The following is a 22,070-nucleotide window of genomic DNA, read 5'->3' on the forward strand; positions in this document are numbered from 1 at the left end:
GCCCGGCATGGACCCGGTGATCGTGGTCGGGGCCGGACCGGTCGGTCTGGCCCTGGCCCTCGCGCTCGCCCGGCACGAGGTGCCGACCGTCGTCCTGGACGAGGGCTCCGGGCTCTGCCCCGAGGGCCCGCGCAGCGTCGTCCTCGGGGCCGACTCCACCGCCTTCCTCACCCGGATCGGCTACCCCCGGGCCGTCTCCGACTCCGCCCTCTGGGACTCCTTCGCCATCTGGCGGCGCCGCCAGGAGGTGCTGCGGATCGACCTCACCGACTCGCCCGCCTTCCACCTGCCGCAGCACCGCCTCCAGCGCGGCCTGCGCGACGCCCTCACCGGCACCCCGCTGGTCAGACTCGTCCCGCTCAGCCGCGTCACCGAGCTCGTCCAGGACCGCGACGGCGTCAGCGTCCGCACCCACGGCACCCAGGACGGCTCCAGCACCTGGTGGCGCGGCAGCCACCTGGTCGGCTGCGACGGCGCGCGCTCCACGATCCGCAAGCTCCTGAAGATCCGCTTCCCCGGCCGCCCGGCCGTCGACCGCAACGCCATCGCCACCGTCCGGGTCGACCTGCCCTTCGACGGCGCCCGGCTGCACCGCGAGCCGCCGTGGCGCGGCGACCGCGAGGCCTCCGCCCGCCCCCTGCCGGACGGCGTCTGGCGGCTCGACTGGCGCCTGCCGCCCGGCCGCCCGGCCCCCACCGAGCAGGTCGACCCGCACGCCACCTGGCCCGGCGTCGTCACCGGCGACACCCTGCTCAACCGCGTCACCGCGAGCCTCACCGGCTGGTGCGGCGAACTCCCCCGCTTCGAGCTGCTCGCCGCCGCCGACCACACCGCCCAGCAGCGCCTCGCCGCCCGCTTCCGCAGCGGCCGCTGCTTCCTCGCCGGCGACGCCGCCCACCTGCACGGCGCCCTCGGCATGCAGAACCTCGCCGACGGGCTGCGCGACGCCGACAACCTCGCCTGGCGGCTCGCCCTCGCCTGGCACCTCCACTCCGGCGGCCCCCAGCCCGGCGGCTCCCTCCTGGACGGCTACGAGGCCGAGCGCCGCGGCGCCGTCGGCGCCCGGCTGCGCGCCGTCGACCAGTCCATGCCGCTGCTGCGCCCGCTGCGCGGCTGGCAGCAGACCCGGCGCTCGCTGCTCGTCGGCGGCTTCCGCAAGCACGCGCCGCTGCTCGCCGACGGCCAGCTCGGCACCGGCCGCTTCGGCGGCGCGCCCGCCTACCCGGCGGCGCCCTCGGGCGTCCCCGGCCGGGTGCCGGTCCAGCGCGGCGCGCGCACCACCACCTCGCTCAGCGAGCTGCTGCCCGCCACCGCCCCCGGCGTGCTCGTGCCCGACCTCCCGGTGCTCTCCGCCGACGGCAGCCCCGACCACCTCCACGCCCGGCTCGGCTCGACCTTCCTGCTGCTGCTCGTGGCCCCCGGCACCGCCGTCTGGTCCGCCGAGCACTGGCTGGGCGCCGGGCTGATGCCCCGGCTCGCCGAGGTCGCGAACGCCCTGCCCGTCCCGGCCGAGGTGCTCGTCGCCGAGGAGTACCCGGACGCCGGCCCGCACACCGTGCTGCTGATCCGGCCGGACGGGCACCTCGTCGGCGTCACCCAGGGCGCCGCCGCCGAGGACCTGCTGGCGCTCGCCGACCGGGCCCGGGGCGGCCCGGCACCGCTCACCGGCGCGGCCGAGCCCGAACCCGAGCCGGCCCCGGAGGCCGTCCCCGAGCGGCTCGACCCCTCTGCCGTGCCACCTCGGTGACCCCGCTCTCCCGGACCACCGTCACCCGGATCCGCCCCGGGTGGGTCAGCTCCTCGGACACCCGCCGGGCGACCTCCCGGGCGATCAGCCCGGCCCCGAGGTCGTCCACCGCCTCCGGCCGCACCATGACGCGCACCTCGCGCCCGGCCTGCACGTTCCGCCGCTACGAGACCCGGTAGCGCAACGCCCCCGGGGTGCGCACGAGTTCGGGGTGCTCCCGCCGCCCCGGACGGCCGACAGCACGTCCTCGCCGGCCCGCACGCAGCCCTGCTCGATCTCCTCGCGGCTGCACCGGCACCCGCTCCCCTCGGTCACCACGCCCGGTGCGCGTCCTCCGGTTCGATGCGGTGCGCCGGGCCCCCGAGGCAGCTCAGTCGTCGGCTTCCGCGTCCTCTTCCTCGATGGCCGCGCGCACCACTCGGAAGGCCAGCCCCTCGGAGTAGCCGCGCCGGGCCAGCACGCCGACCAGCCGCCGCATCCGGGCCTGCGGCTCCAGCCCGCGGGTGCTGCGGAGCTTGCGGTCGACGAGGGCCCGGGCGGCCTCCGTCTCGTCGTCATAGTCGAGCTGGGCCACGGCCTGCTCGACCAGGTCGGCGGCCACGCCCTTGGTCCGCAGCTCCTGGGCGAGCGCCCGCCGCGACAGGCCCCGGACGGCGTGCCGGGACTCCACCCACGCCGCGGCGAAGGCCGCGTCGTCGATCAGCCCGACCTCTTCGAGCCGGGTGAGCACCTGGTCGGCGACGTCCTCCGGGATCTCCCGCTTGCGCAGGGCGTCGGCGAGCTGCTTGCGGCTCTTGGCGGTGCCGGTGAGCAGCCGCAGGCAGATGTCGCGGGCGCGGCTCTCGGGATCGGCGTGCTCCTCGGCCCGGGCCCGCTTCGGCTCGCGCGGCCGGGCCTGCTCGCCGTCCGGCTCGGCGTCCGGTTCCGTGCGTCGGCGCCCAGCCGACCGGCCACCCGCCCGGCCACCCGACCGTGCGCTCGTCCGCCCGCGCGGGGCGGAGGCGGCCGCACCCCCGTGACCGGCCGCCTCCCGGTAGTCCGCCGGTTCCGCGCGGTCCGCGTGCTCCCCGTACCCGTCGGCGTCCTCGGCCAGCGCCGAGCGACGGCGCCGACGGCCGGTGGGCAGCTCGGAGGCGGAGACCAGCCCGAGCCCGTCGGACAGCCCCTCCGCCGGACCCGGTCCGGGCGCCGCGCCGCGCACCGCCCGGACCGGCGCCCGGTCGAACTCCGGCTCCGCGCCGGATGCCCCTCGCGCCGCCGAACGCGGCTCCCGACGGCGCTGCGGCCGGACCGGGCCGGTCGCCGACGGCTCCGGACCCGGCTCCTCCGCCACGGCGGCGAACCAGTCCGGCGGCCCGTGGTCGTCGTCCGGCGACGCCGGGCCGGCGACGCCCACCTCGTCGTGCTGCATCAACGGCTCAGGCCTTGGCGGCCGCCGCCGTCTTCTTCGCCGCGGCCGTCTTGGCGGCGGTCGCGGTGATCGGCTTGGCGGCGCCGTCCGCGGCGGCGGTGTCGGCCGCGCCCTCGGCGGGCTCCTCGACCTTCGGGCCGATGCCGAGCTTGCCCTTGATCTTCCGCTCGATCTCGTCGGCGAGCTGCGGGTTGTCCCGCAGGAAGTTGCGGGCGTTCTCCTTGCCCTGGCCGAGCTGGTCGCCCTCGTAGGTGTACCAGGCGCCCGACTTGCGGATGAAGCCGTGCTCGACGCCCATGTCGATCAGGCCGCCCTCGCGGCTGATGCCGACGCCGTAGAGGATGTCGAACTCGGCCTGCTTGAACGGCGCGGCGACCTTGTTCTTGACCACCTTGACGCGGGTGCGGTTGCCCACCGCCTCGGTGCCGTCCTTCAGGGTCTCGATCCGGCGGATGTCGAGGCGGACGGAGGCGTAGAACTTCAGCGCGCGGCCACCGGTCGTGGTCTCCGGCGAGCCGAACATGACGCCGATCTTCTCGCGGAGCTGGTTGATGAACACGGCGGTGGTGTTCGACTGGTTCAGCGCACCGGCGATCTTGCGCAGCGCCTGGCTCATCAGACGGGCCTGCAGACCGACGTGCGAGTCGCCCATCTCGCCCTCGATCTCGGCGCGCGGGACGAGCGCGGCGACCGAGTCGATGATCACCAGGTCGATCGCGCCGGAGCGGATCAGCATGTCGGTGATCTCCAGAGCCTGCTCACCGGTGTCCGGCTGGCTGACCAGCAGGGCGTCGGTGTCCACGCCGAGCTTCTTGGCGTAATCCGGGTCGAGCGCGTGCTCCGCGTCGACGAACGCGACCGTGCCGCCGGCCCGCTGGGCGTTGGCCGCCAGGTGCAGCGTCAGGGTGGTCTTTCCGGAGGACTCGGGGCCGTAGATCTCGACCACCCGGCCCCGGGGGATGCCACCGACCCCGAGGGCGACGTCCAGGGCGGTGGACCCGGTGGAGATCACGTCGATCGGCTCGTTGGCCTTCTCGCCGAGGCGCATCACCGAGCCCTTGCCGAACTGTCGCTCGATCTGGGCGAGTGCGGTCTCTAGGGCCTTCTCGCGGTCCGTACCTGCCATGGCCTTTTCCTTCGGGTTCTGTGCTGTGCGCTTCATCGTCCTCGACGCTAGCGCGTCCCACTGACAAACGAGCCCGACCGGGCTCCGCCTGTGGAAAACTCCTCGCCGGAGAGTACAAAGAACATCTGTTCGATTCAAGCGTCGCACGCCACCGGGGGCGCGCACCGAACCCCGCCCGCCCCTCCCGGTGCAACCGGAACGGATTCAGCCCTGTTCGATTCCGTTCGATTCCACGGGGCTCCGGGCGGGCCGGTCCGGCTCAGCCCGCCTCGTCCGACCCGCCGCCGACCATCCGCCGCAGCCGGCGCGCCGCCTCCCGGCGCAGCTCGCGCCGGGCCCGCCGCTGCTCGCCGCGGTCGATCCGCGGGTCGGTCGCCACCTCGTAGCGCCGCACGTACGTCCCGACGAAGCCCTGCAGCGTGGCCGCCGCCGGGATGGCGATCAGCGCGCCGACCGCCCCCAGCAACGCCGCGCCCGCGATCACCGCCCCGAACGCCACCGCCGGGTGCACGTCCACCGTCCTCGCGGTGATCCTCGGGTGCAGCAGGTAGTTCTCGACCTGCTGGTACACCACCGTGAACACCAGCACCCACAGCGCGTCCACCGGTTCCACGGTGAGCGCCACCAGCACCGGCAGCGCGCCCGCGAGGTACGTCCCGATGGTCGGCACGAACTGCGACATGACGCCGACCCAGATCGCCAGCGCGGCCGCGTACGGCAGGTCCAGCAGCGCGAACATCACCCAGTGCCCAGCGGCCGACACCACCGCGAGCAGCGCGCGCGAGTACAGGTACCCACCGGTCTTGGCGAGCGCGATCTCCCAGGCCCGCAGCACCTCGCCCTGCTTGGCGGGCGGCAGCAGCGAGCAGACCGTCCGCCGGACCCTCGGGCCCTCGGCGGTGAAGTAGAAGGTGAACAGTCCGACCGTGAAGGCCTGGAAGAGGCCGCCGATCACGGTGGAGGACAGGCCCCAGACGTTGTCGGCGGCCTGCTGGGCGTAACCCTCGATCGTGCCGGAGTCCTTGAGCAGCTTCTTCTGCAACTCGCCCAGCGAGACGTCCTGGTGGAACGTCCCGTTGAACCACGCGATCAGGTTGTCGACCAGGTGCGGCAGGTCCCCCGCGATCTTCGCGACCTGGTCCACCAGCAGCGTGCCGAGCGCCGCCAGGAACCCGAGGACGGCGACCGCGACCGCGACGAACACCAGGAACGTCCCGACGCCCCGACGCACCCCGCGGGCGGCCATCCGGTCGACGGCCGGCTCCAGCGCGAGCGACAGGAAGAAGGCCACCAGGAGCATCACGAAGAGGTCGATGAGCTGGCGGAACGCCCAGTCCGCGAGCTGGAACAGGCCGAGCAGGACGAACGCGAGCACCATCGCCCTGGGCAGCCAGCGCGGCATCCCGCCGCCCCAGAGCCCGCCGCCCCCGTCCGCCGCCTTGGCCGACGTCTCGGCCGGCACCTCGGCCGACCTGTCCGAATTCTGGTGTTCTGTGTCACTTGTCACCGGGACAGTCTGTCCCATCGGCCCGGCGGCGGAGGCCGGTTCGGCGACATCCGGCCGTCGTCCGGGGGACGGCGGAGCCGCTCAGCGGAGCAGCGCGGAGACCCCCTGGGTCTCGCAGACCGCCCGCCAGACGTCCTTGGCCTCCCAGCCCGCGTCCAGCGCCTGCCGGACCGTCCGGCCGCCGAGCTCGCTCATCACGTGGTCGGAGGCGAAGGACTCCGCGTACGTCTCCCCGAAGTGCTCGTACATCCGTCGCCAGAACTCCGTCAGCCTCATGCCGTCCAGTATCCCGGACCGGCCGCCGGAGCCCCCGGGCGCGTCAGCCCCGCCACCGCGCCCGCTCCAGGGCGTACTCGACCTCGCCGTGCTCGCTGCCGGGGATGGCCTCCGGGTGGTCCTCGTGGAAGGTCCGGACGTACGAGAGGCCGCTCTTCTCCATCACCCGCCGGGAGCCCGCGTTGACCGTCATCGTGTACGCCACCACCCGCTCCACGCCGAGTCCGGTGAAACCGCGGCGGACCAGCGCCCGCGCGCCCTCGGTCGCGTACCCGCGCCCCCAGGCGGCCCGGCGCAGCCGGTACCCGAGCTCGACCTCGCCGCGCTCGCCCGCCACCGTCGGCCGGAACTCGAACCAGCCCAGGAAGGCCCCGCCCGCCCGCTCCTCCGCGGCCCACCAGCCCAGGTCCCCGTAGCGCTCGTAGTGCGCGAGGTAGAGCGGCAGCAGCTCGCCCTCCACGACCTCCCGCGGCGTCGGCCGGCCGCCGGTGAGGTGGCGCATCACCTCGGGATCGCCGTCCAGCTCGACCAGGTGGTCCGTGTCCGCGGCGGTGAAGCGGCGCAGCACGAGCCGTTCGGTGGCGAGGAATGCGGTCATGCCCCGATCCTCGCCCGCCGGCGCTCGTCCGTCACCCGCTTTTCCGGGCCGCGACGGGCACCGCCCGGGCCGCGACGGGCGCCGCCCGGTCCGCGGGAGGAGCGCTACCGCGGCAGCGCCAGCAACCCCGCGCCGAAGTACTGCCGGTCCCCGCACGCGTACGGCCCCGGCGGGCAGGCGGCCGCGGCCGTGGTGGCCAGCAGGGCGGCGAGTCCGGCCGAGCCGTAGTCCGGGTGGAGCGCGGCGGCCACCGCGACCGCGCCCGTCACGTGCGCGGCCGCCATCGAGGTGCCGGCCAGCGCCGCGTACTGCCCGCCGGGCCAGTCGGAGACGATCGCGCCCTGCGGCCCGCCGTCCGGGTCCCCGCCGGGCGCGGCCAGCGAGACCCTGCCGCGCCCGTAGTTGGAGTACGCGGAGGGGCGGCCGTCCCGGTTGACGGCGGTGACGGTGACGACGCCGGGCAGCTCGCCGGGCAGCCTGACGCACTCGGTACCAAGGTGGCGGGACTGCGCCGGGCCGGAGACCCGGTCGTTCGGACTGCGCTCGTCCGTCCTGGCCGCGCCGAGGTCCTGCCCGTCGTTGCCCGCCGAGGCGACGACGACGGCACCCTTGCGCTGGGCGTAGGCCGCGGCCCGGCCGACGACGGCGATCAGCGCGGCCTGGTCGCGGTCCTCCGGGCAGTTGTACTTCCACGGGTCGGCGAAGTAGCTGTTGTTGATCGCCCTGGCGCCGTGGTCGGCGGCCCACAGCATGCCGCAGACGATGTTCTCCGCGTAGTACTGGCCCAGCGGCCCGAGCAGCCGGACGGCGGCGATCCGCACGCCCGGCGCGACCCCGGTGACGCCCCGGCCGTCCCGGACGGCGCCGACGATCCCGGCGACGTGGGTGCCGTGCCCGCTCTCGCCGACCCCGGGGTCGGGCCGCCAGGAGCCGGTGCGCGGGTCGGGGCGCCCGTCGGCGCACGAGGCGGAGGCCTTGGGGTCGACGGCGGTCCTGAGGTCGGGGTGGGTGTCGTCGACGCCGGAGTCGAGCACCGCGACGAGCACCTTGTGCAGCGCCTCCGGCGCCGGCCCGGCGGGCCCGGCCGGCGCGGCGGTCGCGTCGCCGCCCCCGGCGCCGGGGGCGCCGAGCATGGTGAGGTTCCAGCCGTCGTGCTCGGCGGGGTCGGGCACCGTGAGGGTGGTGTCCTCCTGCCGCTCGGACAGTTCTGCGGTGTCGGTCCCGCCGGAGCGCTCCGCCCCGCCCGACCGGTCCGCGCTGCTGCGCCCGGCGCGTTCGGTGCCGGCCGCGAAGTCCCCGGCGCCGTCCAGCGGGCGCGGCGGGCCGACCACCGGCGCGGTGCGGGTGGCCCCGACGGCGGCGATCCCGGGCCTGGCCCGCACCTCGTCCGCGAAGCCGCCGGGGGCGTACGCCAGTACGGCCCCGATCTGCGGGTACTCCTGGACCACCTGCCCGCCCGCCGCGCGGGCCTCGGCTCCGGCCAGGGCCGCGCCGGCGGCGTCGTCCCGTCCGGCCAGCACCAGGTAGCTGAGGTAGACCCGGCCGCTGCCGGACACGTACGGCACGGCGCCGCCGACCACGAGCGCGGTGAGCAGCATCGCCAGCAGGACCCGGACGGGCCCGCGGGCCCCGCGGCGGGGGGCGCGGACGGGACCTGTTCCGGACGGGTTCACCTGCGCCATCGCACGGTCTCCGCTCGTCGGTCCCGCGGGCGCGCGGGTGATCATGGGCTGGAATCATCACCATATGAGCGGATTGTCTTTTTTGCTCCTTTAACTACACCTCCTTTCGCTGCACCGCCCCACCGCACCGCCCCACCCACCCGGCGCTCCCCCGCCACCTGCCCGGTTGTCGGTCCCACCCGGCACCATGGGGGCATGGCGCCCCAGCAGCTGACCCCGCCGGCCGACCGGCCGGACGAACCGCAGGACGACCCGCTCGCCGGGTTCGCCCCCGCCACCCGGGCCTGGTTCACCGGCGCCTTCCCCGCGCCCACCACCGCCCAGGCCGAGGCCTGGCGCGCCATCGGACGGGGGACGGACGTCCTGGTGGTCGCCCCCACCGGCTCCGGCAAGACGCTCGCCGCGTTCCTCTCCGCCCTGGACCGGCTCAGCAGCACCCCGCCCCCGGCCGACACCAAGCGCCGCTGCCGGGTCCTGTACGTCTCGCCGCTCAAGGCCCTCGCCGTGGACGTCGAGCGCAACCTCCGCGCCCCGCTGACCGGGCTCCGCCAGGCCGCCGTCCGGCTCGGCGTGCCCGAACCGGACGTCCAGGTCGCCATCCGCTCCGGCGACACCCCCGCCGCCGACCGCCGCCGCTTCGCGACCCACCCGCCCGACATCCTGATCACCACCCCCGAGTCGCTCTTCCTGCTGCTCACCTCGGCCTCCCGGGAGGCGCTGCGCGGCATCGACACCGTGATCCTCGACGAGGTCCACGCGGTCGCCGGCACCAAGCGCGGCGCCCACCTCGCGCTCAGCCTGGAGCGCCTGGACGAGCTGCTGGACCGCCCGGCCCGCCGGATCGGCCTGTCCGCCACCGTGCGCCCGGTGGAGGAGGTGGCCCGCTTCCTCAGCCCGCAGCGCGGCGCCGCCGTCGTCCAGCCCGCCGCCGCCAAGGAGTTCGACCTCTCGGTCGTCGTGCCCGTCCCCGATCTGGACGACCTGCCCGCCGCCCCCGCCACCGGCGGCTCCTCCGACAGCGATCCACAGCGCCAGAGTTCGATCTGGCCGCACGTCGAGGAGCGGATCGTCGACCTCGTCCAGGCGCACCGCTCGACGATCGTCTTCGCCAACTCCCGCCGCCTCGCCGAGCGCCTGTGCAACCGGCTGAACGAGATCGCCCACGAGCGCGCCACCGGCGCCGCCGCCCCCGAGGCGCACGCCCCCGCCCAGCTGATGGGCGGCTCCGGCGCGGCCAGGGGCGTCCCGCCGGTCCTCGCCCGGGCCCACCACGGCTCGGTCTCCAAGGAGCAGCGGTCCCTGGTCGAGGAGGAGCTGAAGGCCGGCCGGCTGCCCGCCGTGGTCGCCACCTCCAGCCTGGAGCTGGGCATCGACATGGGCGCCGTCGAACTGGTCGTCCAGGTCGAGTCCCCGCCCTCGGTGGCCTCCGGCCTCCAGCGGGTCGGCCGGGCCGGCCACCAGGTCGGCGCCGTCTCCACCGGCGTCTTCTTCCCCAAGTACCGCGGGGACCTCGTCCAGTCCGCCGTGGTCACCGAACGCATGCGGGCCGGCCGGATCGAGGCCCTGCGCGTCCCGCGCAACCCGCTGGACGTCCTCGCCCAGCAGCTCGTCGCCATGACGGCGCTGGACACCTGGCCGGTGGACGACCTGCTCGCCGTGGTCCGCCGCGCCGCGCCGTTCGCCACCCTCCCGCAGTCCGCCTTCGACGCGGTGCTCGACATGCTCGCCGGCCGCTACCCCTCGGACGCCTTCGCCGAGCTGCGCCCCCGCCTGGTCTGGGACCGCGTCGCCGGCACCGTCACCGGCCGCCCCGGCGCCCAGCGCCTCGCCGTCACCTCCGGCGGCACCATCCCCGACCGCGGCCTGTTCGGCGTCTTCATCGCCGGGACGGACCCGAAGAAGGGCGGCGGCCGCGTCGGAGAGCTGGACGAGGAGATGGTCTACGAGTCCCGCGTGGGCGACGTCTTCACCCTCGGCACCACGTCCTGGCGGATCGAGGACATCACCCACGACAAGGTCCTCGTCACGCCCGCCCCCGGAATCCCCGGCCGGCTCCCGTTCTGGAAGGGCGACACCCTCGGCCGCCCGCTCGAACTCGGCCGCGCCCTCGGCGCGTTCACCCGCGAGCTGGGCGCACTCGCCCCCGCCGACGCCACCGAGCGCCTCAAGCGGGCCGGCCTCGACGACTGGGCCGCCGGAAACCTGCTCGACTACCTCGCCCAACAGCGCACCGCCTGCGGCCACCTCCCGGACGACCGCACGATCGTCGTCGAGCGCTTCCGCGACGAACTCGGCGACTGGCGGATCGTCATCCACTCCCCCTTCGGCGCCCAGGTGCACGCCCCCTGGGCCCTCGCCCTCGGCGCCCGGCTGCGCGAGAAGCACGGCCTCGACCCGCAGGTCATGCACGCCGACGACGGCATCGTGCTCCGCCTGCCCGACGCCGACCTGCTCGCTCCCGACTTCGACTTCGCCGGCCCGTCGCAGCGGTCCGCCCCGCACAGCGCCCCGGACGAGGCCCCGGTCGGCGCCGACGCCGCCCTCTTCGACCCCGGCGAGATCGAGCGGCTCGTCACCGACCAGGTCGGCGGCTCCGCCCTGTTCGCCTCCCGCTTCCGCGAGTGCGCCGGCCGCGCCCTGCTGCTCCCCCGGCGCAACCCCGGCCGCCGCACACCGCTCTGGCAGCAGCGCCAGCGCGCCGCCCAGCTCCTCGAAGTCGCCTCCGAGTACGGCTCGTTCCCGATCGTCCTGGAGGCCGTCCGCGAGTGCCTCCAGGACGTCTTCGACGTGCCCGGCCTGGTCGAGCTGATGGGCGACCTCGAATCCCGCGCCGTCCGCCTGGTCGAGGTCACCACCCCCGAGCCCTCCCCCTTCGCCCGCTCCCTGCTCTTCGGCTACGTCGCCCAGTTCCTCTACGAGGGCGACTCCCCGCTCGCCGAGCGCCGCGCCGCCGCCCTGTCGCTCGACTCCCGGCTGCTGTCCGAACTCCTCGGCCAGGCCGAACTGCGCGAACTGCTCGACCCGCAGGTGCTCGCCGAACTGGAGGCCGAGCTCCAGCGCCTCACCCCCGAGCGCCGGATCAAGGACGCCGAGGGCGTCGCCGACGCACTGCGCCTGCTCGGCCCGCTCGCCGAGGCGGAGCTCGCCGCCCGCGGCGCCGAGCCGCTCTGGGCCCTGGAGCTGGAGGCCGCCCGCCGGGTCATCCAGGTCCGGATCGCCGGCGAGCAGCGCTGGGCCGCCGTCGAGGACGCCGGACGGCTGCGCGACGCCCTCGGCACCCCCCTGCCCGTCGGCGTCCCCGAAGCCTTCACCGAACCGGTCAAGGACCCCCTGGGCGACCTCCTCGCCCGGCACGCCCGCACCCACGGCCCGTTCACCGCCGCCGAGGCCGCCGCCCGCCTCGGCCTCGGCACCGCCGTCGTCACCGGCGTCCTGCACCGCCTCACCGCCACCGGCCGCCTCGTCCAGGGCGAATTCAGGCCCGTCGAGGGCCACACCGCCACCGTCGAGTGGTGCGACGCCGAGGTCCTGCGCCGCCTGCGCCGCCGTTCCCTGGCCGCCCTGCGCCAGGAGGTCGAGCCCGTCCCGCCGCGCGCCCTGGCCGCCTTCCTCCCCCAGTGGCAGCACCTCGCCGGCCACCGGTTGCGCGGGCCGGACGGCCTGCTCCGGGTGGTCGAACAGCTCCAGGGCACCGCCCTGCCCGCCTCCGCCCTGGAGAAGCTGATCCTCCCGGCCCGCCTCGCCGACTACTCCCCCGGCCTGCTGGACGAACTGATGGCGGCCGGCGAGCTCGGCTGGTGCGGCGCCGGCGCCCTGCCCGGCAAGGACGGCTGGATCAGCCTCCACCTGGCCGAGAACGCCCACCTGCTGCGCCCCGAGCCCGTGCCGCCCGCCGTCACCCCGCTGCACGGCGCCCTGATGACCGCCCTCACCGGCGGCTACGGCCTGTTCTTCCGCCAGCTGGTCGAGCGGCTCCGCGCCGACGGCGACGAGACCCCCGAACCGGAGGTCGTCGAGGCCCTGTGGGACCTCGTCTGGGCCGGCTACGTCAGCAACGACACCCTCGCCCCGCTGCGCGCCCTGCTCGGCTCCGGCCGGACGGCGGGCACCACCGCCCACCGCGCCCCCAGGGCCACCCCGCGCGGCCGCTACGGCGGGGCCGGCCGCGCCTTCGGCCGGGCCGGCGGCGCGCTGCGCAGCGGCCCGCCGACGGTGGCCGGCCGCTGGTCGCTGCTGCCCGCCCCGGCCGCCGACCCCACGGTCCGGGCCACCGCCCAGGCCCAGGCCCTGCTGGACCGCCACGGCCTGCTGACCCGGGGCACGGTGGCGGCCGAGCGGGTCCCGGGCGGCTTCGCCGGGGTGTACCGGGTGCTCGCCGCAATGGAGGAGCGCGGGCGCACCCGCCGCGGCTACTTCGTCGAGGGCCTCGGCGGCGCCCAGTTCGCGATGGAGGGCGCGGCCGACCGGCTGCGGTCGGTCAACGGCCGGCTGGAACGCACCCGGGCCACCGAATGGCCGGCCGGCCCCGCCGCCGAGCCGCCGCAGGTGCTGGTGCTCGCCGCCGCCGACCCGGCGAACGCCTACGGCGCCGCGCTGCCCTGGCCCGAGCCCCCGGCCGCCCCCGGCGCCAAGGAGGCCGGGGCGCACCGGCCCGGCCGCAAGGCGGGCGCCCTGGTGGTGCTGGTGGACGGCGAGCTCGCCCTCTACGTCGAGCGCGGCGGCAAGTCCCTGCTGGCCTGGCCGGAGGACGGGGCCACCCGGGCGTCGGCGGCCGCCGCCCTGGCCGGTGCTGTCCGGGAGGGCGCGCTCGGCAGCGTCACGGTCGAACGGGCCAACGGCGAGCCCGCCCTCGGCTCGGAGCTCGGCGCGGCCCTGGAGGAGGCGGGCTTCCACGCCACTCCGCGCGGGCTGCGCCTGCGTCCGTGAACCCCGCGGGACCGGGGCCCGGGTACGCCGAAGGCCGCGGAGTCAACGACCCCGCGGCCTTCCCGCACGCTTCTCACCCGATCGGGGGCGTCGGCGCCTCCGTTCGGCCCACGGCCCCGCGGGCCCCGCGGCGGACCGGTCCGGTCGCGCTCCGGTCGGCGTGGACCGGGATCAGACCGAGCCCCCAGCCGCCGGCCGCGAGCAGGCCGAGCACCGCGCCGTCGGCCAGCTGCCCCCGGACCACCAGGAGCCACCAGACCAGCCCGGCCGACAGGACCACCAGGACCCAGCGGGCCGGCCACGGCACCAGGCGCCGCAGCAACGGCCGTATTCGGGCCACCGCGTGCGCCGTCGCGTCTCTCCGCACGACCGCCCTCCTTCGCTCGCCCCGGGCCCTGCCCTGCGTCGAGCAGGCGTGCCGGGAGTCGAGGCCGGATCAGGCGGCGACCACGTCCATCGCGGCGGCCTTGGGCGACATGGTCGCCCGGTCGGCGCCGGGGGCGGGCAGCGGTACCGGTTCGAGCACCGGCCTCAGCAGATCACCTTCGGAGAGGGTGGCCATCGCCGCAAGTTCGGCGAGCGACAGTTCGTCGCTGACCTCGCGCATGACCTCGGACATCCGGACGTCGAGCGCGTCGCAGATGGCGGAGAGCAGCTCGGACGAGGCCTCCTTCTGTCCCCGCTCGACCTCGGAGAGGTAACCGAGCGAAACCCTGGCGGCCGCCGACACCTCGCGGAGTGTGCGGCCCTGGCGCTGGCGCTGCCGACGCAGTACATCGCCCAGTAGGCGACGGAGCAGGATCATCGGTGCCTCCCTCCTCGGACTGCGGATCGAGATGTCACGCCCCCACCGTACCGCCTTGCCCGCTTCGCGTGCGGGGACCCTGGTCGTGTTCACTCTGGGCTGCAAGGCTGTCCCCCTCCTCGTTCCGGTGTCGTACCCGGGTCCGCGGGCCCCTCGTGGTACCCCTCGCGGGCCGCCCGGCCACCGTCACGCAACTCGTTCTCCACCTGGTTTCTGCCCAACCAGGCTGTCGGATGTAACACGATCCTGCGGCTCCACCGTCCCCGCACGCGACTTCGGGCGGATCCCGGTCGGCAGGGATCGGGACGGACGGGGTCCTGGGCCGTGCCTTCGGCTCAGGCCGGCAGCCGACCGGCGAGCAGTTCCAGCGCGGCGGTCACGGCCCCGTGACGGATTGTGGCACGCCCCCCGGACAGCCGGGGCGAACTGACCAGAGTTCCCCCCGGACCGGCGAGCGCCAGGTGTACGGTGCCCACCGGCTGCCCGTCCTGCGGCTCCGGCCCGGCCACCCCGGTCGTCGCGAGTCCGTACGTCGCCCCCAGCAGCCGCCGGACGCCCTCGGCCATCTGCCGGGCCACCACCGGGTGCACCGGCCCGTGGACGTCGAGCAGGCCCTCGTCCACCCCGAGCACCGAGGCCTTCAGCTCGGTCGCGTACGCCGTCACCGATCCCCGGAAGGTCGCGGACGCCCCGGGGACGTCGACCAGCGCGGCCGCCAGCAGCCCGCCGGTCAGCGACTCGGCGACGGCCACCGTGCTGCCCCCGCCGCGCAGCGCCGCGTGCACCCGCTCGGCCAGCGCGTAGTCCGCGGTCGTGTGCTCCGCAGTCCCGTGGTCCGTCACCAGGCCCCCCTCGTTCACCGGTCCGCGCGCTCCGCGGCCATTCCCTCGCGGCGCAGGCGCAGCGCCTGCCCGATGTAGTCCAGTGCGGTGCCGACGGTCAGCAGCACCGCCAGGCCCATCAGCACGGCCCGCGCGGTGGCGAGCCAGCCGGTCAGCTCCAGCACGTACATGCCGACCGCGATGCCCTGGGCCAGGGTCTTGAGCTTGCCGCCCCGGCTGGCCGGGATGACGCCGTAGCGGATCACCCAGAAGCGCATCAGCGTGATGCCGAGCTCGCGGGCGAGGATCACCGCGGTGACCCACCAGGGCAGGTCGCCGAGGACCGACAGGCCGATCAGCGCCGAGCCCATGATCGCCTTGTCGGCGATCGGGTCGGCGATCTTGCCGAAGTCGGTGACCAGGCCCTTGCGCCGGGCGATCTCGCCGTCGAACAGGTCGGTGATCATCGCGATGGCGAAGGAGGCCCAGGCCACCGAGCGCCACTTGGGGTCGTGCCCGCCGTCGGCGAACAGCAGCGCCACGAAGACCGGCACCAGCAGCAGCCGGAGCATCGTGAGCATGTTGGCGATGTTCCAGACGGCCGGCACCGGCGGCAGCGCGGCGGCCGGTCTGTCCGGATGGGCCGCGGGCGGGGCGCCGGGCCCCTTGGTCATTCCCCGGCTCCCGGGGCCTGCCGGACCCGCACCGGCTCCAGGGCCTCGGCGATCAGGTCGACGCCCTCGCTGGCCACCACCCTGGCCCGCCAGAACTGGCCGACCCGAGGGTCCTCGACGCCGGTGAGGGTGGTCAGGCCGTCCGTCTCGGGGGCCTGGTGGGCGGCGCGGCCCTCGACCACGTCCTCCTCGACCGACTCGATCAGGACCTCGACCTCGGTACCGATCCGCTGCTCGGCGCGCTGCGCGGTCATCTCCTCGGCGAGCCGGCTGAGCCGGTCCAGCCGGTCGGCGATCACGTCCTCGGCGAGCTTGCCGTCGTAGGTCGCGGCCTCGGTGCCGTCCTCGTCCGAGTAGCCGAAGACGCCGATCGCGTCGAGCCCGGCGTGCGTGACGAAGCGCTCCAGCTCGGCGAAGTCCTCCTCGGTCTCACCGGGGAAGCCGACGATGAAGTTGGAGCGGGCGCCGGCCTGCGGGGCCTTGTCCCGGATGGTCTTCAGCAGCTCCAGGAACTGGTCGGTGGAGCCGAAGCGGCGCATCCGGCGCAGGACCGCCGGCGCCGAGTGCTGGAAGGACAGGTCGAAGTAGGGCAGGACGTCGGCGGTGCCGGTCATCGCGTCGATCAGGCCGGGGCGCATCTCGGCGGGCTGCAGGTAGGACACCCGGACGCGCTCGACGCCGTCGATCTCCGCGATCTCGCCGAGCAGCGTCTCCAGCAGGCGGATGTCGCCGAGGTCCTTGCCGTACGAGGTGTTGTTCTCGCTGACCAGGACGACCTCGCGGACGCCCTGCTCGGCCAGCCACTTGGCCTCGTTCAGGACGTCGGAGGGGCGGCGGGAGATGAACGATCCGCGGAAGGCCGGGATGGCGCAGAAGGAGCAGCGGCGGTCGCAGCCGGAGGCGAGCTTGACCGAGGCGACCGGGCTGTCGTCCAGCCGCTTGCGCAGGGTGCGCGGGCCGGAGGCGGGCGCGAGGCCCTCGGGCAGGTCGTCGATCGGCTCGGCCGGGGTCTCGGCGGGCCCGTGGCCGGGCAGCGCGACGGTCTCGGCGGCGGACTGCCGCTCGGCCGGGCTGATCGGCAGCAGCTTGCGGCGGTCGCGCGGCAGGTGCGGGGCGTGGTGGCCGCCGGAGAGGATGGTCTGGAGGCGGTCGGAGATGTCGGCGTAGTCGTCGAAGCCGAGGACCCCGTCGGCCTCGGGCAGCGCGTCGGCGAGCTCCTTGCCGTAGCGCTCGGCCATGCAGCCGACCGCGACGACGGCCTGGGTGCGGCCGTGCCCCTTGAGGTCATTGGCCTCCAGCAGGGCGTCGACGGAGTCCTTCTTGGCGGCCTCGACGAAGCCGCAGGTGTTGACTACGGCCACGTCGGCTTCGGCGGCGTCGTCGACCAGCGACCAGCCGTCGGCCTCCAGTCGCCCGGCGAGTTCCTCGGAGTCCACCTCGTTGCGGGCGCATCCGAGCGTGACAAGGGCGACAGTACGGCGTTCAGGCATAGGCCCAAGATTAACGCGCGGCTCCCGGTGCCGTTCGCCCCGGAGGCCGCGCGCCTCGATAACACGATCTTCTGCGGGCCCCGCCCGGTGCCGGTGGTCAGCCCGCCTGCGGGTCTCCGGGGGTGTACGTGACGTGCACCACCTGCCCGTCCTTGCCGAGCAGACCGAGGTCCTTGCCGTTGACGTACGCGTGCACGGCCCCGCCGTTGCCGAGCACCAGCTTGATCTGCTTGGGGTCGGTGAAGGTCTGGTCCTGGCCGTCGCTGATGTTGTTCTGGAACAGCGACTTGCCGTTCCCGTCTATGGCCGAGACCCAGCTGGTGCCCTCGGCGACCAGCTTCACGGTGACCTTGTCGGCCGGGACGGCCGCGATCGCCGCGGCGCTCGGCGCGGGGGCCGGGGGCTGCACGGAGGGCGAGGGCGCGGGGGCGATCGAGCCGGTGCCGGTGCCGCTGGGCAGCGGCGCGCTGGCCGAGCCGGTGCCGGTGTGGCCGCCCTTGCCGCTCACCAGGTTGAAGCCGATCAGGGCGACCACCGCGACGATCGCGGCGACCATGGCGGCGGTCCAGTTCGGCCGGCCGCGGGAGGGCACCTTGATCGGGCCGCCCTCGATCAGCTGGGTGGGCCGCTTGGAGGCCGGCGAGCCGCCGTGCGCGGCGTCGTAGCGGGCCACCAGGGCCTCGCCGTCCACGCCGACCTCGCGGGCGATCGCGCGGATGTGCCCGCGGGCGTAGAAGTCGCCGCCGCAGCGGCCGAAATCGTCCTCCTCGATGGCATGCACGATCGGCACCCGGACGCGGGTCGCCGTACTCACCTGATCCACCGTGAGTCCGGCCTCCAGCCGGGCGGCGGACAGCACCCGGCCGATGCTCGGGGCATCGGCCGCCTGGACCGCGTCGCTCGGCTCTGCGGACGACGGGGCGTTCTCGCGGTCGGGGGACTTGCCGATGGTCACGGGGCACGCCTTTCGAGCGGATGGCCACCTGCTGGGGAACAGTCTAGGGGCGTGGACGGATCGATTCTCAAGCGGAACAGGCCCGAATGCGCGCACCCGCCCCGATCGGGGTGGGGCCCCGCAGACGGCCGGTCGGCGGGGTCACGCAGGGGGAGCACGGTGATCGCTTTCCGGCCAGTGACGCGGTGCGCGGACGTTCGGTTCCCGCCCTGGCGCCTACCCTCCTCCGAACGAGTGACACCTCGTCCGGGACACCCGCCTCCCGCGCCCGGTCCGTCAGCCGCGCAGGGTCACCAGCACCCCGTCGAGCTCGTCCGGCTTCACCAGCACGTCGCGCGCCTTGGAGCCCTCGCTCGGGCCGACGATCCCGCGTGACTCCATCAGGTCCATCAGCCGGCCCGCCTTGGCGAAGCCGACCCGGAGCTTGCGCTGGAGCATCGAGGTCGAGCCGAACTGGGTGGAGACCACCAGCTCCGCGGCCTGGATCAGCAGGTCGAGGTCGTCGCCGATCTCCTCGTCGATCTCCTTCTTCGGCCCGCCGCCGACCGTGACGTCGTCCCGGTAGCGGGCGGCCAACTGGTCCTTGCAGTGCTGCACCACCGCGGCGATCTCGGCCTCGGTGACGAACGCGCCCTGCATGCGGATCGGCTTGCCGGCGCCCATCGGCAGGAAGAGCGCGTCGCCCTTGCCGATCAGCTTCTCGGCGCCGGGCTGGTCCAGGATGACCCGGGAGTCGGCCATCGCGGAGGTCGCGAAGGCCAGCCGGGACGGCACGTTGGCCTTGATCAGACCGGTCACGACGTCCACCGAGGGCCGCTGGGTGGCGAGCACCAGGTGGATGCCGGCCGCGCGGGCCAGCTGGGTGATCCGGACCACCGAGTCCTCGACGTCGCGCGGGGCGACCATCATCAGGTCGGCCAGCTCGTCGACGATCACCAGCAGGTACGGGTACGGCGTCAGCTCGCGCTCGCTGCCGAGCGGCGGGGTGACCTTCCCGGCGCGCACCGCCGCGTTGAAGTCGTCGACGTGCCGGAAGCCGAACGCCGCGAGGTCGTCGTAGCGCATGTCCATCTCGCGCACCACCCACTGGAGGGCCTCGGCGGCCTTCTTGGGGTTGGTGATGATCGGTGTGATCAGGTGCGGGATGCCCTCGTAGGCGGTCAGCTCGACCCGCTTGGGGTCGACCAGCACCATCCGCACCTCGTCCGGGGTGGCCCGGGCGAGGATCGAGGTGATCAGGCAGTTGATGCAGGAGGACTTGCCCGCGCCGGTCGCCCCGGCCACCAGGATGTGCGGCATCTTCGCGAGGTTGGCCATCACGGTGTGGCCCTCGACGTCCTTGCCCATGCCGACGACCATCGGGTGGGTGTCCTCGGCGGCCGTGCGCGAGCGCAGCAGGTCGCCGAGGTTGACCATCTCCCGGTCCCGGTTGGGGATCTCGATGCCGACCGCGGACTTGCCCGGGATCGGGCTGATGATCCGCACGTCCGCGCTGGCCACCGCGTACGCGATGTTCTTGGCGAGCGCGGTGATCCGCTCCACCTTGACGGCCGGGCCGAGCTCGACCTCGTAGCGGGTGACCGTCGGACCCCGGGTGAATCCGGTGACCTTGGCGTCCACCTTGAACTCGGCGAACGTGCTCGTGAGCTGGGCCACCACCTCGTCGTTGAGGGCGCTGCGGGGCTTGGCCGGACCGCCGCGCTCCAGCAGGTCGAGCGGGGGCAGGCTGTAGGTGATGTCGCCGGAGAGCTGGAGCTGCTCCATCCGCACCGGGGCGCGGCCGTGCTCCTCGGGCGCGCCCGGGCCGCCGCCGCGGGCCGCCGGGACGAGGGCCTCCTCGGGCGGGGCGGTGCGGTCCTGCACCTGGTGCATCATGTCCGCCACCGCGGAGGAGGCGGGCACGCCGTAGACCAGCGCGCCGTCCAGGTCGGCGGCGGCGCCCGCGGCGAGGTTGCGGGTGGTGAACGGGTCGTCGACGTCCTTGTCGAACGAGACGGGCTCGGGGCCCGCCTCCGCGCCCTCGGGCTCCTCGGACTGCGGCTTGCGCCGGCGGCGGCGCCGACGGGCGGCCACCTCGTCGACCGTGTCCTCGGAGTCGACGCTGAACGGCAGCGCCGACGGGTCGGCGTCCTCCGGCGGATCCGTGGACAGTTCGCGCTCCGGCGCACGCCCCTCGCCGTACTCGTCCTCCGGCCCCGGCTCGACCACGCCGAGCCGCACGCCGGCGGAGCGCAACCGCTCGGGGATGCGGTTGACCGGGGTGGCGGTGACCACCAGCAGGCCGAAGAAGGCCAGCAGCAGGAGCAGCGGCACGGCCAGCGCCGGGCCCGCGGCGGCCATCATGGGCGTCGACGCGGCCCAGCCGATGATGCCGCCCGCCGCCCTTATCCGGGACGCGCCGCTGCCCATCGTGGGCGCGCCGCAGCCGATGTGGACCAGGCCGAGGACGCCGACCACCAGCGCGCTCAGGCCGATCACGATCCGCCCGTTGGCCTCCGGCAGCTCCGGGTGGCGCCAGAGCCGGATCGCGATCCCGACCAGCAGGAACGGCACCAGCACATCGAGCCGCCCGAACAGCCCGGACACCACGGCGGTGGCCGCCTCGCCGAGCCAGCCCTGCGGGCTGAACCAGGTCCCCGCGGCCGTCACCAGGCCGAGCGCGAACAGCACGAGGCCCAGCCCGTCCTTGCGGTGGGCCGGGTGGAGGTTCTTGGCACCGTCGCCGACGCCCCGGAAGATCGCGGCGATCGGGCTCGCGAGCCCGTTGAGGGCGCGCAGGAGTATCGACCTGTTCGGCGGCGGTGGCGGGGCCGACCTGGCCGCCGTCTTCTTCGCGGGTGCCTTGCGGGGCGCCGCCTTCTTCGCCGGCGGTTTGCCCGGAGTCCTCGCCGCGGCCTTCTTGGACGGTCCCGGACTCGTCTTACGTGCTGCGTTTCCGGGCGTACGAGTGGCCATGGGTCAGCAGCCTACCGGTGCGGGCCACCGGTGCACATGTGGCGAGCCGGGGCGCCCCGACGTGTCGCAGACACTCCGTCACGCTGACCGGAATTCACCCGGACGCCCGCGCGCTCCACCCGGTCGGGCCGGCCGGCGCGGCTCCTGCGTACCCCTACGAGCTGCCCGGGCGCAGCGCGTCCAGGGCCCGGCGCAGCCCGGCCAGCTTCCGCTCCAGGTGCGCCGCGGTGGCGGCCACCCCCGAGTCGGCGCTGCCGTCCAGCTGCTTGCCCAGCGCCTCCGCCTGCTCCTCGACCGCCGCCAGCCGCGCGGACAGCTCGCCGAGCAGCGCCCCGCCGAGGGCCGGCTCTCCGCCGCCCGCCTCCAGCTCCAGCCGCAGCAGCGCGGCCTGCTCCTTCAGCTGGCAGTTCTTCACGTACAGGTCGACGAAGACGGAGACCTTGGCGCGCAGCACCCACGGGTCGAACGGCTTGGAGATGTAGTCGACCGCGCCGGCCGCGTAGCCGCGGAAGGTGTGGTGCGGGCCGTGGTTGATCGCGGTGAGGAAGATGATCGGGATGTCCCGGGTGCGCTCGCGGCGCTTGATGTGGGCGGCGGTCTCGAAGCCGTCCATGCCCGGCATCTGGACGTCCAGCAGGATCACGGCGAAGTCGTCGGTCAGCAGCGCCTTGAGCGCCTCCTCGCCGGACGCCGCGCGCACCAGCGTCTGGTCGAGCGCCGACAGGATCGCCTCCAGTGCCAGCAGGTTCTCCGGCCGGTCGTCGACCAGGAGGATCTTCGCCTTCTGCATCAGGGCCCGCCCTCCTGTCGCCTGCCTGCCCGGTGAGGGCACTCGCGTACTGCCCACCGCTACCCCGGTCATGCTAGCCGCACCCCCTCGCCCGGCACATCGCTCCGTCGCGACCCGGCTGCGTCGGACCCGATCGGGACCGGTGCACGGCCGGTGCTCCGGCGCACGCTCAGCAGCGTGTCGCCGTCCGGTCACTGTTCGCAACGATCGGTGACCCTACCGGGTTCCCGGCCGTCCCCGCCAGCAAACCGATCTCCGGCCCGGCGTACGCCCCGGAGTCCGCCTCCCGGTGCGCGCCCCGCCGGCG

At 75.0% G+C, this 22,070-nt stretch carries 17 protein-coding genes; 3 read left to right on the forward strand and 14 right to left on the reverse strand.

The genetic code is table 11. The features are described 5' to 3' along the window. The first annotated feature begins 7 nt into the window (after positions 1-7). Entirely contained in the window at positions 8-1,747 is a 1,740-nt protein-coding gene (locus tag ACFVU9_RS09000) for an FAD-dependent monooxygenase (protein ID WP_387591415.1), read from the forward strand. Continuing rightward, the gene (locus ACFVU9_RS09005) at positions 1,744-1,926 is read left to right on the forward strand and encodes a hypothetical protein (protein WP_387591418.1); all 183 of its coding nucleotides are present in this window, start codon (positions 1,744-1,746) and stop codon (positions 1,924-1,926) included. Before ACFVU9_RS09000 ends, ACFVU9_RS09005 begins: the two co-directional genes overlap by 4 nt. Before the next feature lie 191 nt (positions 1,927-2,117). On the opposite strand, the gene ACFVU9_RS09010 is transcribed toward ACFVU9_RS09005, so the two are convergent. The 6 genes from ACFVU9_RS09010 to ACFVU9_RS09035 all read right to left on the reverse strand — a co-directional run bounded on the left by ACFVU9_RS09010 (position 2,118) and on the right by ACFVU9_RS09035 (position 8,347). Continuing rightward, positions 2,118-3,158 carry a RecX family transcriptional regulator gene (locus ACFVU9_RS09010; protein WP_387591420.1) on the reverse strand — a complete coding sequence of 347 codons (1,041 nt, stop codon included), beginning with the start codon at positions 3,156-3,158 and terminating at the stop codon, positions 2,118-2,120. Positions 3,159-3,165: 7 nt separating this feature from the next. Further along, positions 3,166-4,284 (reverse strand): recombinase RecA, encoded by a 1,119-nt coding sequence (gene recA, locus ACFVU9_RS09015; RefSeq protein ID WP_380498310.1) that lies wholly within the window; start codon positions 4,282-4,284, stop codon positions 3,166-3,168. A 259-nt stretch (positions 4,285-4,543) separates the two neighbouring features. Then, positions 4,544-5,686, reverse strand: coding sequence for an AI-2E family transporter (locus tag ACFVU9_RS09020; RefSeq protein WP_387591450.1), 1,143 nt, complete (start codon positions 5,684-5,686; stop codon positions 4,544-4,546). A gap of 186 nt (positions 5,687-5,872) precedes the next feature. Then, positions 5,873-6,067 carry a DUF3046 domain-containing protein gene (locus ACFVU9_RS09025; RefSeq protein WP_359964912.1) on the reverse strand — a complete coding sequence of 65 codons (195 nt, stop codon included), beginning with the start codon at positions 6,065-6,067 and terminating at the stop codon, positions 5,873-5,875. A 43-nt stretch (positions 6,068-6,110) separates the two neighbouring features. Further along, a complete protein-coding gene (locus ACFVU9_RS09030; RefSeq protein WP_380445391.1) occupies positions 6,111-6,665 on the reverse strand; it encodes a GNAT family N-acetyltransferase in 555 nt (184 codons plus the stop codon). A gap of 104 nt (positions 6,666-6,769) precedes the next feature. Continuing rightward, on the reverse strand, positions 6,770-8,347 hold the full coding sequence (locus tag ACFVU9_RS09035) for a S8 family serine peptidase (RefSeq protein WP_387591424.1): 1,578 nt from the start codon (positions 8,345-8,347) through the stop codon (positions 6,770-6,772). A gap of 195 nt (positions 8,348-8,542) precedes the next feature. On the opposite strand from ACFVU9_RS09035, the gene ACFVU9_RS09040 reads away from it, so the two are divergent. Then, a complete protein-coding gene (locus ACFVU9_RS09040; RefSeq protein ID WP_387591427.1) occupies positions 8,543-13,273 on the forward strand; it encodes an ATP-dependent helicase in 4,731 nt (1,576 codons plus the stop codon). 73 nt (positions 13,274-13,346) lie between these two features. Here the strand turns inward: ACFVU9_RS09040 and ACFVU9_RS09045 are convergent, their stop codons facing one another. The 8 genes from ACFVU9_RS09045 to ACFVU9_RS09080 all read right to left on the reverse strand — a co-directional run bounded on the left by ACFVU9_RS09045 (position 13,347) and on the right by ACFVU9_RS09080 (position 21,766). Beyond that, positions 13,347-13,640 carry a hypothetical protein gene (locus ACFVU9_RS09045; protein ID WP_380445388.1) on the reverse strand — a complete coding sequence of 98 codons (294 nt, stop codon included), beginning with the start codon at positions 13,638-13,640 and terminating at the stop codon, positions 13,347-13,349. A 69-nt stretch (positions 13,641-13,709) separates the two neighbouring features. Further along, entirely contained in the window at positions 13,710-14,078 is a 369-nt protein-coding gene (locus ACFVU9_RS09050; RefSeq protein ID WP_359964922.1) for a helix-turn-helix transcriptional regulator, read from the reverse strand. A 335-nt stretch (positions 14,079-14,413) separates the two neighbouring features. Next, positions 14,414-14,920: a CinA family protein gene (locus ACFVU9_RS09055; protein WP_380498315.1), complete on the reverse strand. Its 507-nt coding sequence runs from the start codon at positions 14,918-14,920 to the stop codon at positions 14,414-14,416. Between the two features lie 14 nt (positions 14,921-14,934). Continuing rightward, a complete protein-coding gene (gene pgsA, locus ACFVU9_RS09060; RefSeq protein WP_387591432.1) occupies positions 14,935-15,573 on the reverse strand; it encodes a CDP-diacylglycerol--glycerol-3-phosphate 3-phosphatidyltransferase in 639 nt (212 codons plus the stop codon). Continuing rightward, entirely contained in the window at positions 15,570-17,063 is a 1,494-nt protein-coding gene (gene rimO / locus ACFVU9_RS09065) for a 30S ribosomal protein S12 methylthiotransferase RimO (protein WP_380445385.1), read from the reverse strand. The genes pgsA and rimO overlap by 4 nt, the downstream gene beginning before the upstream one ends. A 97-nt stretch (positions 17,064-17,160) precedes the next feature. Beyond that, on the reverse strand, positions 17,161-18,018 hold the full coding sequence (locus ACFVU9_RS09070) for a helix-turn-helix domain-containing protein (RefSeq protein ID WP_387591436.1): 858 nt from the start codon (positions 18,016-18,018) through the stop codon (positions 17,161-17,163). A gap of 276 nt (positions 18,019-18,294) precedes the next feature. Continuing rightward, positions 18,295-20,973, reverse strand: coding sequence for a DNA translocase FtsK (locus ACFVU9_RS09075; RefSeq protein WP_380506071.1), 2,679 nt, complete (start codon positions 20,971-20,973; stop codon positions 18,295-18,297). Between the two features lie 154 nt (positions 20,974-21,127). Then, positions 21,128-21,766: a response regulator gene (locus ACFVU9_RS09080; protein WP_380445405.1), complete on the reverse strand. Its 639-nt coding sequence runs from the start codon at positions 21,764-21,766 to the stop codon at positions 21,128-21,130. Positions 21,767-22,070: the final 304 nt, after the last annotated feature.

It is taken from the genome of Kitasatospora sp. NPDC057936 (assembly GCF_042887525.1).
Taxonomy (GTDB): domain Bacteria; phylum Actinomycetota; class Actinomycetes; order Streptomycetales; family Streptomycetaceae; genus Kitasatospora.

What these genes read in the sequence shown, in the direction of transcription:
- ACFVU9_RS09000 (WP_387591415.1), top strand. Translation starts at nt 8, where the DNA reads ATGGACCCGGTGATCGTGGTCGGGGCCGGACCGGTCGGTCTGGCCCTG.
- ACFVU9_RS09010 (WP_387591420.1), bottom strand. Translation starts at nt 3,158, where the DNA reads ATGCAGCACGACGAGGTGGGCGTCGCCGGCCCGGCGTCGCCGGACGAC.
- recA (WP_380498310.1), bottom strand. Translation starts at nt 4,284, where the DNA reads ATGGCAGGTACGGACCGCGAGAAGGCCCTAGAGACCGCACTCGCCCAG.
- ACFVU9_RS09020 (WP_387591450.1), bottom strand. Translation starts at nt 5,686, where the DNA reads ATGCCGCGCTGGCTGCCCAGGGCGATGGTGCTCGCGTTCGTCCTGCTC.
- ACFVU9_RS09025 (WP_359964912.1), bottom strand. Translation starts at nt 6,067, where the DNA reads ATGAGGCTGACGGAGTTCTGGCGACGGATGTACGAGCACTTCGGGGAG.
- ACFVU9_RS09030 (WP_380445391.1), bottom strand. Translation starts at nt 6,665, where the DNA reads ATGACCGCATTCCTCGCCACCGAACGGCTCGTGCTGCGCCGCTTCACC.
- ACFVU9_RS09035 (WP_387591424.1), bottom strand. Translation starts at nt 8,347, where the DNA reads ATGGCGCAGGTGAACCCGTCCGGAACAGGTCCCGTCCGCGCCCCCCGC.
- ACFVU9_RS09040 (WP_387591427.1), top strand. Translation starts at nt 8,543, where the DNA reads ATGGCGCCCCAGCAGCTGACCCCGCCGGCCGACCGGCCGGACGAACCG.
- ACFVU9_RS09050 (WP_359964922.1), bottom strand. Translation starts at nt 14,078, where the DNA reads ATGATCCTGCTCCGTCGCCTACTGGGCGATGTACTGCGTCGGCAGCGC.
- pgsA (WP_387591432.1), bottom strand. Translation starts at nt 15,573, where the DNA reads ATGACCAAGGGGCCCGGCGCCCCGCCCGCGGCCCATCCGGACAGACCG.
- rimO (WP_380445385.1), bottom strand. Translation starts at nt 17,063, where the DNA reads ATGCCTGAACGCCGTACTGTCGCCCTTGTCACGCTCGGATGCGCCCGC.
- ACFVU9_RS09075 (WP_380506071.1), bottom strand. Translation starts at nt 20,973, where the DNA reads ATGGCCACTCGTACGCCCGGAAACGCAGCACGTAAGACGAGTCCGGGA.